The organism is Paenibacillus rhizoryzae, assembly GCF_059686995.1.
Genome location: NZ_JCAALT010000006.1, coordinates 58,520 through 71,591 on the forward strand (window position 1 = coordinate 58,520; position 13,072 = coordinate 71,591).

6 protein-coding genes are annotated in these 13,072 nt (G+C 50.6%); 1 reads left to right on the forward strand and 5 read right to left on the reverse strand.

Features of this window, described 5'->3' with window-relative positions:
- Positions 1–4: 4 nt before the first annotated feature.
- Entirely contained in the window at positions 5–1,276 is a 1,272-nt protein-coding gene (locus tag AC6ESO_RS18495) for an ABC transporter substrate-binding protein (protein ID WP_497092636.1), read from the reverse strand.
- 389 nt (positions 1,277–1,665) lie between these two features.
- Here AC6ESO_RS18495 and AC6ESO_RS18500 point away from each other — a divergent pair, with 389 nt between their 5' ends.
- Positions 1,666–3,237, forward strand: coding sequence for a methyl-accepting chemotaxis protein (locus AC6ESO_RS18500; protein WP_497092637.1), 1,572 nt, complete (start codon positions 1,666–1,668; stop codon positions 3,235–3,237).
- A 92-nt stretch (positions 3,238–3,329) separates the two neighbouring features.
- Here AC6ESO_RS18500 and AC6ESO_RS18505 read toward each other — a convergent pair whose 3' ends face one another.
- The 4 genes from AC6ESO_RS18505 to AC6ESO_RS18520 all read right to left on the reverse strand — a co-directional run bounded on the left by AC6ESO_RS18505 (position 3,330) and on the right by AC6ESO_RS18520 (position 13,066).
- Positions 3,330–3,992, reverse strand: coding sequence for a DUF4386 domain-containing protein (locus AC6ESO_RS18505; RefSeq protein ID WP_497092638.1), 663 nt, complete (start codon positions 3,990–3,992; stop codon positions 3,330–3,332).
- A 65-nt stretch (positions 3,993–4,057) separates the two neighbouring features.
- A complete protein-coding gene (locus AC6ESO_RS18510) occupies positions 4,058–6,190 on the reverse strand; it encodes a helix-turn-helix transcriptional regulator (RefSeq protein WP_497092639.1) in 2,133 nt (710 codons plus the stop codon).
- A gap of 342 nt (positions 6,191–6,532) precedes the next feature.
- Complete coding sequence (locus AC6ESO_RS18515) at positions 6,533–12,187, reverse strand: CIA30 family protein (protein ID WP_497092640.1); 5,655 nt, start codon at positions 12,185–12,187, stop codon at positions 6,533–6,535.
- 42 nt (positions 12,188–12,229) lie between these two features.
- Positions 12,230–13,066 (reverse strand): carbohydrate ABC transporter permease, encoded by an 837-nt coding sequence (locus tag AC6ESO_RS18520; protein WP_497092641.1) that lies wholly within the window; start codon positions 13,064–13,066, stop codon positions 12,230–12,232.
- Positions 13,067–13,072 lie beyond the last annotated feature (6 nt).

A 13,072-nucleotide genomic window follows, 5' to 3' on the forward strand; every position in this document is an offset into this window, starting at 1 on the left:
CGGATTAGTCCACCGTTAGAAGCAATTTGTTGATTGTTTCGATCGCTTGCGGTGCTCTGATACCTGGGTTTGCAGCGAAGAGATCGGAAGGCAGCACTTCGAACTTGTCATTCTTCACGGCAGGCAGGCTCTTCCAAGCCGCGTTTGTTTCGAATTCTTTCTTGAAGCTCGCTTTCACATCTGCTGCATCACCATGTGTAATGAATAGAATAATGTCCGGGTTCGCAGCAACGATCCGCTCAAGGCTAAGCTCCGCATATTGCGGCATGCCATCCATTCCTTTGAACGAGGAAGCTACGTTCTTACCGCCTGCAAGCTCCAAGAAATTGCCCGGGTAGCTGGTAGGAAGCGCAATAACGAAACTGCCCGGTGCGCCGTAAACGATCAACGTTTTCGGTGCTTTATCCGGTTTTTTCAAACCTGCAACATCGCTGTTCATCTTAGCAATCAGCTGCGCTGCTTTCGATTCTTGACCAAGAATGCGTCCGTAAAGTTTGATCGAAGCTTGAATTTCCGTATAAGAGTTGTGCCAGTTGAACATCACTTGTGCGCCGAGTTTCTCGATTGTCGCTCGTTGTGTTTTAAGTGCAGGGCTTGCAATAACGAGATCCGGTTTCAAAGTAGCCAGTTTCTCGAAATCAATACCGTGCGAGCTGCCTGCTTCCGGAACAGACTGCGCTTCAGAAGGGAATACTTTGCCAATAGCAGTGGAACGGCCGACAACCTTGCTGCCGAGTGAATAGATAATTTCCGTATCGGAGGAAGAAAGCGTTACGATGCGGCTCGGTTTCTTCTTCAATGTAAACGGACCGGTGCTAGTCGTTACTGTCAACGTGCTGTTGATTGCAACGGAATTGAGGTTCTTATTGTAAGTCACCCATTTGCCAAAAGCCTCGGAGATCAATCGAAGCGGTACATAGGTTTTGCCGCCAGAAATGAGCGGTGCAGATTCCAATGCTTTGTAATCACCGTTTATGTATGCGGAAGCAGAACCAACGGTTAGTTTAACCGTAACGCCGCCTTGTACAGCCGAGACAGCCTTATTCTTCGCATCCCAAGTTGCGCGACCGCCAAGCGCTTGAACGAGGCTGCTGTATGGAACGAGCGTTCTGCCGTTGATCACTTTAGGTGCGGCATCCAGCGAAACCGATTTGCCATCGAGAGTTACACCGATAGACGAACTTGCCGCTTGCGCAGCTTGACCTGCCTCTGCTGCTAACGGAGCAAGAAGCACCGATGCCGCTAATACTGAACGTGTTAAAACTTTGGAAAACACATGACCACTCTCCCTGATAATGATAATTACTCTCAATCAATATTGACAATGATAATCGATAATGATTCTCATTGTCAATGATAACTTTAATTATAATAGTAGATCTCGCAGCTTGTGATTTCTCTTCTACTAAATAGCTTATTTTCATTGATCCGGTACGGACTTTGCTGCTCATCTATTCAGGCTAAGGCCGTTGTTCATACTTTGAACTAGCCTAATAATTCAGTTGGACTTCGCCTCGCACTTTCCTAGCATTTGATCGTGAAATGAACCTGTTTTCGCCCAATTCCATACAGAAATCAAATAGTTTTTACCCATTTGTTTTAACACTTTCCCTGTATCTTTAGTATCAAAGATAAACCTAATCCTATCAAACAGGAGTGAAACATGTGAAATTGTCCATACGCGTCAAACTGATGTCCAGCTTTCTTGCCATCCTTGCACTGCTGACCGGGATCGGGGTACTTGCTATTGTACAAATGGGATCGCTTCAAAAATCCAGTTCCATCGTTCAAACCAATTGGTTGCCGAGTCTAAATAATATTGGGGTCATTAAAGATGACTTCATGGAAGCACGCGTAAATGTCAATAAAATCAATCTGGAAAGCAATCCGACCCAAATCGCAACTATTGAACAAACTATCAATGACAGCATGGCTAAAGCCATGAAAGAGCTTGCCGATTATGAGCATCTCCTTATTTCACCGGAGGAAACTGAAATTTTCAACTCGCTACGCGCTAACATACAAGCTTATGCCGACAAGCTGCCGGCTATTATACAAGCCAGAAAAGACAATAATCCTGATAAGGGATATGAGCTGGTAAATGAATTGACTCCGCAGCGCAAGAAGGTAACGGCCGACTTCGAGCGTTGGATTGTGTTTAATAATGACGGGGTAAAAGCCGAAGTGGACAGCGCGGCACGTACGAATGCAGTCGGTAAATCACTCATTATCGGATTCGGTATTTTTGCAGTAGCGGCAGGCATCGGGCTTGCACTTCTTATCTCCGAGTCCATGGTCAAATCGATCCGCTCCATTCTGAATGTGGCGACCAAAGCGGCTAAAGGCGATTTGCGCGATCAAGCTGTCGCCAAGAGCAAGGACGAGCTTGGCACGCTTGCGCTGGCTTTTAACGATATGATGGATAATTTACGCCAGCTTATCGGCCATACCGTCTCCTCCGCACAGAGCGTTGCGGCGGCTTCCGAAGAAATCTCCGCTACGACGGAAGAGATAGCTAAGGGAAGCACCGAGCAGGCGGAATCGGCCCAAGTGATTAGTGAGCTTGTACGTGAAATGTCGATCGCCGTTAACGATGTCGCGAACAAAGCATCAGTCGTGGCGGAGCTGTCCGACAAAACAAAACGCGGTGCTGAAGACGGCAGCGATACGGTTAGTGCATCCGTGCAGAGTATGGAAAATCTATCGGCCCAGATGCAATTGCTAGAAAAAGATTCACAGAAGATTGGTCAAATTATTGAGGTTATCGACGAAATCTCCGAACAAACCAACTTGCTTGCCCTTAATGCTGCCATTGAAGCGGCACGCGCCGGAGATCAAGGACGCGGGTTTGCCGTTGTTGCCGATGAGGTTCGCAAACTGGCAGAGCGCAGCAGCGAAGCTACGCAGCAAATTGCCGAAATCATTAAAGGCATGCAGCATAATACCGATCAAAGCTTAAGAGCGATGGAGCATGCGACGTTGCAAACATCCAAAACCGGACAAACCTTCGAAAGCATTGTACGCATGGTTAGCGAGACTGCCGATCAAGTAACAGAAATCGCGGCAGCCAGCGAAGAGCAAGCTGCACAATCCGAAGAGGTCATGCGTGCGGTTGAAACGATCGCAGCAGCTAGCGAAGAATCCGCTGCGGCAGCCGAAGAAACAGCAAGCTCCTCGCAGACGCTCGCACATCTGTCGGAAGAGCTCAACAAGAACATCAATTTCTTCAAAGTATAAGCAAAATATAAAGCGGTACGGTCAAGGGATTAATCAAACCCGTGACCGTACCGCTTTCTCGTACTTGTATGCTCTGCTGCCATCTGGCAATATTATGGGCTTTCCTCCGAGCGAAGGTTGAATCCCTTAACAATGATCCAAACGGGAAACACAATTTCGAATATTGCTCCCGGAACATATAGGATGGGCTCGATTTCTTGGCCGAGGATCGCCTGACATCCGCTCACCAACAATGCCGCATACCCGAAGAAACCGATGACTGACAAAAATCGTGGAACCAACCTCGATCGATAGAGGACATTACAAAGCAACACGCTGCCTAAGCTGAGCACGATCATGGCTAGTTGGAAGAGCAAAGAATGCGCTTCTACCAATAAATTTCCTATCGTTTCAAAGTACGAACCCTTGGGAGTGCCTACGGAAATGTAATTTTTGCTCAGCTCGATAAGTACAAACGGACCTATTGCACTAATGATAAGCAGTGTAGACTCCATGATACGGGATCCGAAGTATCCCAGCGCAAATGCTTCGTTATGCTTTTTTAAGATGGGATACAGAAGCATAGCAATCCCCACTACTGCTAAGGCGTTTATCAACTCCAAAATCGATCCGGAAACCACGTTTGTTCGGTCTGGATACAGTTTGGCGAGAAAATCCGGGCGATTTAGAACCGGATCCAGAAGTCCGTTTCCTATCAAGTAAGCACCCGTCGAAATCAGAAACAATGCCCCTGCCACTCTTGCGATTTTTTTCATGTTTATCTCCTCTTTGCTAATTTAGGAGAAGTATAGCTCGAAGAGGATTGGGGCATGAAGACACTTTAGTGTGGTTTACGGGTGTTGGGGAATAAATTTAACTCACTGGCACGTGCGATCGCTTCCGTACGTCTTTGCACCTGAAGCTTTTCAAAAATCCTGCGATTATGCCCTTTGACCGTGTCCAAGGCCAAAAAGAGTTTCTCTCCGATTTCTCTGTTCGAGAACCCCTTAGCTATGAGCTCGAGCACTTCCATTTCTCGCTGGCTGAGCGGTTCGATCAGGTTGCTCTTCCCGCGTTTGCTCACACGTTCCAAAGCATGTTGTGCTTCACGGAGAGCTGGAATCGGTAGATCACCGCCCAGACGCAGAGCCTCTTGGTAACATTCCTCCGCTAAACTGGTCCGATTTTCAGCTTCTTCTATTTGCCCTACCCCAATCATGGCCATTACAGCCATTAGTTGATGACCGATCTTAAGGCTATTCGAAATGACTTCGTAATAGGCTTCACGAGCGTTGGAATGATCTCCGCTTCGCTGGCAAGCGACGCCCAGCATCCAAGCGGCTGCTGTTCGAACGGGAATATTATCCGGTCGCAGATACGCCAACGCACGGCGTGATTGAATAATAACATGCTCAATTCCTTGATTTCCGCTTATCCATACATCACTTGCAGGTGCAATCAGTCCGACAAGCTCATCGGTCTTGTCATCGTGTTCCGTGCTTTGCATTACCGCTTCGGCTACCTGTAATTTTCTTTCAGCACTGTGTGGATTGCCGATCAACACCAGTGATGCCAATGTTGCCCGAGTCGCCGCAATCAGTCCAATCAGGTCCCTGATGCGAACGTCTTGTTCCACACCTTTCAGTGCCACCTCTGCCGCTCGCAGCTTGTGTTCGATGCCGGTCAGCTTGCCCGTAATCAGAAGCGCTGAACCATATATCACCCACAAGGCAGGTCTGACATCCAATTCAGCGGCAGGCAATGACTCAAGCCAGTTAAGAGAAATGCGAACAGCCCCGCGAAGGTGCAGCGGCATTCCTTTGCCTTCAAGCAGACGCGCGGCGCAATTGATGTCTTGGCATTCCACTGCATGGCTAAAGGCTTCGATTTCGAAACCATTATTTTCATACCAGTCGCTTGCTCGTTTATGTAATTCCGCGATATTGCTTCCATCGAGACTTTCCTGCAGCCTTTTGCGGAGTAAATCGGCAAACAAATGGTGATAGCGATACCACCGCCGTTCATTGTCCAGCGGCACGATGAATAAGTTCTTGTGTTCAAGATCCATTAAAGTTTTCTCACTGGAAACCGTAGGATCGAGCATAACGCCATCGCAAAGAGGCCCGCACAGACGGTCAAGGATCGATGTCCGCAGCAAAAAGCTTTGAACGGCTCCAGGCTGCCGCCGCAGGACTTCTTCAACAAGATAATCTAGCACGAAATGATGTCTGCCGGTGAAAGTCTTAATAAGCCGATCGGCGTCATGGTCTCCTTGAATGGAGATCGCAGCCAAATGCAAACCCGCAACCCAGCCTTCGGTGCGTGACTCCAGCGAGGCTATTTTATCCATGGACAGGTTAAGACCCATGATACGGTTCAAAAAATCTTCGGATTCGGAGAGAGTAAATCTCATGTCGGCTGCTCGTATCTCGGTCAATTGGTCCCTCGCTCGCAATTGAGCGAGCGGAATACTCGGGTCCTCGCGGGTCGTCATGACAAGGTGCATCTGAACAGGAAGATGGTCAAGAATGAAGCACATGGCATCGGAGACCGGTTTCGAATTCGCCGCGTGATAATCGTCAAGAACAAGCATGAAAGGAGCCGGCATGGCTGCAATCTCATTAAGAAGAGCAGTCAGAATCGACTCGGTCGGCGGCAGTTGGGGAAGTTGAAACATATCAAGTACGCCTTTTCCTATATTCTCCTCAATTGTCTTTAACGCTAAGACCATGCAGGTTAAAAAGCGCGTAAGTTCGTTGTCCCCTTCTTCTAACGACAGCCATGCTACAGGCCTTCCGCAATTGGCGAGCCATTCGCAAACTAAAGTCGTTTTGCCATAGCCCGCTGGTGCGGAGATTAGGGTAAACTTGCGGTAAAAACCCCTGCTGAGCCTTTCGGTCAATCGTGGGCGGAGAACCGCCTCCGGCCGAGGCATGGGGATATAAAATTTGGTGGCTATGATAGGAGTAGACATATATTCAACCCTCCTGCCTGTTAGCTTAAAACCGAATCAAGCCTATTTTTGGGATACCTATCCTATTAGTGCTCTACTACCCGTTCGTATAATTGAAAAATGGAGCAGTTGCCACCGGCAAACTGCTCCTTAGTCTTATTAATCAATGTGCACCGTTGATAATACGGCTCTGCATTACGGCAATCGTCCTTCTAAGTTGCTTTGATAATATAATAGCATTAAAAGACCGCATACTTGCAAAGAATTTCTACCGGAAAACGGATACCCTTGTCCGAAATTGCATCAATCGGGATAGTCATCTCACAAATAGGCCGGCTGCGCAGAACGCAACCGGCCTATTTGTTATGCTTTTAACAGATGTACGAGATTAATAATCGCCTGTACAGCTTCTGCACGAGTAGCTGTGCTAAGTGGCGAGAATTGCTGATCTCCGGTTCCTTTCATCAGTCCGGAAGCAACAGCTTGATTCACGTCATCCTTCGCCCATGAAGCAATTTGCTCCGCATCAGCGAACTTCTGCGGCTCCGAAGCTGGAGTAGAGTTACCGGCAGCTGGCTGCAATCCGCCGAAAGCCAGCAGTCTGTTAATCAGCACCGCCATCTCCTGACGGCTGATTGTTGCTTGTGGAGCAAACAACGCAGCGCTTCTGCCTTGAATGAATCCATGTTCGTATGCGGCATTGACCGCATCCGCATACCACGCATCGGAAGCAACATCGGCGAAGATCTGTTTCGTGCTATTGGCTGCCGATAGCTGTAATGTATTCACCATCAGTTGAACGAATTCCGCACGGCTGATCGCTTGTGCCGGTGCGAAACGATCAACAGTAACACCTTTCACCAGATGATGTGCCGCAGCTTCTGTTACAGCTGCATATGCCCAGTGTGCAGCTGGCAGATCTTTGAACACTTTCTTATACGTCATAACAGCGTAGGTGCTGAAATGAGAGAGCGGTGCAGAGATGCTGCCCCCTTGCCTATCGACCTGTCCGCCTACATACTCCCAAGCGCCGGAAGTTGAATTGAAATAGTAGATGCCCAGAAGCTCCGGGTGTTCTGCCGATTCAACATTCACCGGTACAGTAAGAATGACAGGCTTCTCGAACTTCGTCAGCTTATGCTGCTTCCCGTCCTTCGTTACGATAGTCAGCTCAAGTTGATAGACTTTACCTTCGAACAGATAACCCTCTTGCAAAGGAGCCCCGTCGGTATTCTGATCCTTCGTTGCAATTTGGAGAGAAATCGTCGCTTCCCCCCGTGCATTCGGCTCCACTTGTGATAGTAAAGCTTGAAGCACCTCAGGTGCGATAGAAGTCTTCACTCCTTGAGCGTCCACCACAAGGGTGTGGCTCCCAAACGTATTCGCCAAAGCCGCAGGAATCAGCAATTCATTCTTACCGCCTTGCAGCGTAACAGAAATTTTGCCATCCTTAGTACCGTTCTTCACAGCAGCGTCACTTAGTTTCTCTTGGCTCTGCAGCAGCTGATCCGGTACATAAACGTAACCCGTTCCACTGCCGTCGCCATCCGGATCCTCCGGGTCCACCGCACCATGATATACGCCAATCGAATCGACATAGAGCGTACCTTCGCCTACCGGTCCATCTCCTTGATTAATGTACAGCGAGAACTCTGAGACGGAGCCTAGATCAATGATGCCATTGCCTTTCGTATTCCAAGGCGCATGCCGGAATTCGGAGAACGGAAGCTTCAGGACGCCTGCCTCCGTGCCGGAGAGAACGCGGTAAGCCTCCCATGCTTCACCGTCCGGTTCAATAAATTGAATGGTCAGCTTGCGGCCCGATCCGTCCGGTGTCAGCCAGAAAGAGACACCATCGTAGCCTGCCCATGACATGCCATTCAGGTTCTTCGTCATACCGGCAAAGTTCGTAGCCGCAGTCAACGTATACGTATAACGAAGCCCGTATTTGCCTGCTTCCTTATGCTCGCTGTCCGGCGTCAGAGTAACAGGACCGCCCCACGTATTGCTCGTGTAGGCTTTCTGCGCAAGCAGCTCGCCCCCGCCATAATAGTCAAAGTTGTCGATAATGGGTACATTGCCGAGCTTCAAATCATCAACGTAGAGCACATGACTGCCTGCCGAGCCCGCACCCTTGTTGACGAAAATCGAGAATTCCGTCAGCGCCGACAAGGAGAGCAAGCCGTCTCCGCTCGACCACTGGTTACGTGCAAAACCGCTAAACGGTACCTCGTATACAGCGCCTTCCGTTCCGTTAGGCAACAGCTGCGCTTCCCAATAGTCGCCATCCGCATCCTTCAACTGCAGCGTGACACCGTTCTGCGAGCCATCCGATTGGAGCCACAGTGAAACGGCGTTGCCGCCGGAGGCCAGATTCATTCCGCCAAGCGATTTGGTAACGCCGGCATAACCTTTCTCATCCGTCAGCGTGTAGGACAGCTTGAGGCCGTAATCGCCTTCAGACTTATGCGCAGCATCCAAGCTTGCAACGATCTCATCGCCGTCGCTTTTACTCACATACGCAGCAGATGCTAGATTGTTCGAGCCCTGATAATACTCAAAGCCTTCGATATTGCCGATCTTAGCAACTTGAATGGAATCAAAATACAACGTCCCTTCACCCGCTCCGCTGCCGCCCTTCTCCACATAGAGTGAGAATTCTGCAATGGAAGCCAGGTCGATCACGCCATTGACAGGCGCGTTCCAACCCGGTCTGGCAAAGGCATGGAACGGGATTCGCACAAGTCTTGCTTCATCGCCCGGCACGCGCAGCTTCGCTTCCCAATACTCGCCGCTTGTTTCTTTGAACTGCACCGTGATTCCGCGATTTCGGCCATCAGGCTTATACCACAGCTCGATGCCATTGTTGCCGCTCCAATCGATGCCTTCCATGTTCTTCGAAACGCCTGCATAACCCTTCGCATCGGTAAGTGCATAATCCAGCTGCAGTCCATAATCTCCGCCGGCCTTCACATCCGGAGAGAGCGACAGACTCAATGCGTCTCCGCCGGCATTCGGCGTATAAGCTGCTTGGAGACGTGCATTATCTCCATCATACGATTCGAAGGTGTCGATAGTCGGAAGCCGATACAGCTTGATACTGTCAAAATAAACCACATAATTCTCCGCCGGCGCTCCGTCCACGTAAAGCCCAAAGGATGCCACCTTACCGGCATCAATCATGCCATTGCCCTGCGATGGATGACTATCCTTCCACCACTGCGGAATATAGAACTTACTGAACGGTACCTGTACGAGAACCGGGTCGGTGCCGGAAATCCGCAGGTCTGTCTTCCACACCTCGCCTGCCGTATCCAGTCCCTCTGTTAGCTGCAGCGTAACGCCCATATCCGCGCCGGTTGGCTGAACCCAGAACTGGATACCGCTGTTCCCAGACCAGTCGGCATTATCAAGCGCCATCTCGAGGCCGCCCCAGCCTTGGCTCATGGAGGTCTCCAGCTTCAAGCCATAGTCGCCTTCGTTCTTATGCGCGGAATCCAGTGTGAGCGTAATCGGCGAACCGGACTCGTTCACAGCATAGGCGCTGCGAAGAGCGGCACTCGAACCGCTATAACCTTCAAACCCGTCGATCAGCTGGCTCTTCGACAGCTCAGGCGGTGCTTCGAGCTGCTCGTCGCCTACGCCAATGGCAATTCGGCTCACTTGCGGGTTCCAGGTTTGATCCGCTTGGCTTAACGGGAACTGAACCTTCAAATACCGCGTTCCCGCTGGCAGCTTGTAGGCCGTATATTCGGTGCGCGTCCACCAGCCGTCCCCGCCTTTGCTTGCTTTCACGGCCGTGCCGTATTCCGTAAAACTAATACCGTCCGCTGACGTGAAGAACTTGAAATCCCCCACGAGATACGCGCTTGGATCCTGCCTTGCATACGTAAGCAGCTTGAAGTAATTCATGTCGCCGCTCGTCTTATACTGGAAGAACTCCTCCGTATCGGAACTGCGGGTAAGTCGTTTGTTATCGCCGCCAAAATACGTATCCGGGTTGTCGGTGCTGAAACTAAGGTTAATGCTGCGGGCATTCATTTTGACGAAATTGTTCATATCATCGATCAGCACGCCGTTATCCAGTTCCGGACGTTGGATGGAATCCGGGAAGATCAGCGCGCTGCCGTCCGTGCCGTACTCGATTGCCACTTCACCAAGCTCAGAGGCGCTGTAGTCGCTTGGGAACACGATTCTTACAAACTTCGCCGTTTCCGGCAGACTGCCTGAATACTGAATCTGATGCCACGGGCCGCCGTTATCTACTGGCGTAACTTCAAGTGCCTCATAGGACTCTCCATCTGCCGACGTGAACACGCTATAAGCGGAAGAAGCCAGCTTCTCAGGGTCAATATAAGCCGTCGCCTTCACCTGCAGCCCCGTCACACCGGAGTCAGATGTCGGCAGCGCGTACGTAATGTACTGCTCCTGCGAGGTTTCCAGCTGCTTCAATCGCGAAGGATCACCGCCGAATCGAGCCGGGTTTTTCGCTTCGAATTCCAAATCGGTCGAATAGTCATACAGCTTCGAGAAATTGCGCATGACATCCTTAATGACATGTTTGGCAACAACCGGACCGACCACATTCGAATAATCGGATGAGCCGGATGCATTATTCGCTTTCAATCGGTAGTAATAGGACGAGCCGGTTACGGCTGACGTATCATGGAACAGCTGTGTTTCTCCCTCAACCGCATCGGATACGCCGTCGCCGACAATGCTCCACGTTCCATCCGCCGCATCCGAACGTTCAACGGTATACGAGCTGGCTCCGACAGAGCCGAGCCACGATATCGTGGAGACCTCGCCGATAGGCAGCAGATGCGGCACATCTGGAACCGGCAACGGCGGAACTTCGTCAATGCCGCGAATGTGATAAGCATGTTTGCTAAGGGTCCGCAGCAGATTCGTCTCATCGAAGCCATCGCCGGAAGGGAAGCCCGGCCAGCGATACGCGCCGTAGAAGACGCCATCCTTCACACTCTCCGTATGCGGGTAGAAGCCTCCGTCACGATTATGCATGCGCATGCTCCAGATCATAGCGCCGCTCGCACCGCTTTCCTCCACGATGCTCAAGAAATCATCCACCTGCGCCGTCGGCTTAAAGCCGAACTCGCCAATGATGAAGGCTTTCTTGCCGCGCGCCTTGCCCATATCCAGATTGGCCTGCGCGCCGTAATCGGAATAATGGTCCGGATAATAGTGATTGGATACGATGTCGATGTTGGGATCATCCAGCGAAGCATCGTCAATGCCATATTTGCCGTCAATGACCAAGTGATTCGTATCCAGGCTCTTGATATAAGCTGCAATATCGCGGGTCCATGCTTGTGACGCCGGTACCAGCTCGTTGCCAGTCTCCCAGCCGAGGATCGCAGGATCATCCTTATACGCCACACCGGTATAGCTGTTCACTCTGTTCAGCACGTGAGCAATGACCGACTTAAAGTCTGCGATCAGCTGCGGATCGCTCCAGAAGGCCGCTTCGCTCTTACCGCGAAAAGCCGCGTACTCCTTAATGCCGCCTTGCCACTGATACTGATCGACGAATGGCAGAATAATGCGCACGCCGTACTGATTGGCCAACTGCAGCATTTTATCCAGCGCCTTGAACACCTCTTCGTTAAACTGCAGCGGACCGCCCGGCGCGGCAGGTCCCCTAACAGCCCGCTCCTCCGTCGTGTCATCCGCTTTCTTCACGGAAAGTACATACGGCCGCGTTACCGTTCCGCCCAGTTGAACGAGCGCTTTGAAGGCATCCTCCTGCTCCCATGCCGTCGGAATCCGCCAATAAATATCCTCGATCATGCTAAGCGTGGGCACGTTGGCCGAAATAAACCGGAACGCAGCCCCGCCGTCCTTCAATGTATCGCCGTCACGCGTAATGAAATGCTCAAAAACAGATGCAGCTGCAGGCAAATCCTCTGCCTCAGCCTGCCGAGGGGCAGTAAAAACCGATAAAAAAGATGACACCGTAAGAGCCAGGGTCATCAGGATAGGTATATAACGTTTGAACAAGATCGTTACCTCCCGAACATGGAATGTGTGGAGAAGCAAAGCTTATTTTACCGAACCGCTTACAATTCCCGAGAAGATATAACGCTGCAGAAATAAATACATAATCACGGTAGGAATCAAGATAATGACGACAGCCGCGCTGATTAAATTCCACTGGGCACTGTTCACCCCGGCGAATTTCATAAGCGACGTCGAGACGACGCCCAGCTTCTGCGCCGGCATGTACAGATACGGAATATACATATCGTTATAGATGGAAATCGTCTTAATGATCGTGACCGTTGCCGTTGCCGGAATGAGCAGCGGGAAAATAACCGAGCGGAAAATCCTCACCAAGCTCGCGCCTTCCATCATCGCACTCTCATCGAGATCAAACGGAATACTGCGGATGAATTGCAGGAAGATATAAATTTGCACCACATCTGTGCCCAAATATAGCAGCACCGGCGCCATATGCGAGTTGAATAATCCAAGGTGCTTCACGATCGAGAACGTAGCAACCTGCGTCGTCACCGAAGGAATCAGCGTAGCGAGCACATAGCCGCCGAGCAAATATTTCTTGAGCTTGAAATCGAAGCGGCCAAGGGCGTAAGCCGCCATCGTGCCAATAATGATGTTGCCGATCAGCGCCAGCACGAGAATGATGCTCGTATTCCAGAAGGCACGCCCCATATGGCCGATTCGCATCACCGTTTCGAAGTTCTCCAGGTTGAAGAAGCTGCGCGGCATCTCGAATACGGACGAAGTGTTATACTCCTCCGTTCCCTTGAAGGCATTCAGAATGACCACATAAGGCGGGAAGAGAACGAGAAAGGCAGCCAGCGTCAGCAGCGAATAGTGAATGGCAAGTAAGGGATTGTTGCGTTTAATTATCGACATGCGTTT

What these genes read in the sequence shown, in the direction of transcription:
- AC6ESO_RS18505 (WP_497092638.1), bottom strand. Translation starts at nt 3,992, where the DNA reads ATGAAAAAAATCGCAAGAGTGGCAGGGGCATTGTTTCTGATTTCGACG.
- AC6ESO_RS18510 (WP_497092639.1), bottom strand. Translation starts at nt 6,190, where the DNA reads ATGTCTACTCCTATCATAGCCACCAAATTTTATATCCCCATGCCTCGG.
- AC6ESO_RS18520 (WP_497092641.1), bottom strand. Translation starts at nt 13,066, where the DNA reads ATGTCGATAATTAAACGCAACAATCCCTTACTTGCCATTCACTATTCG.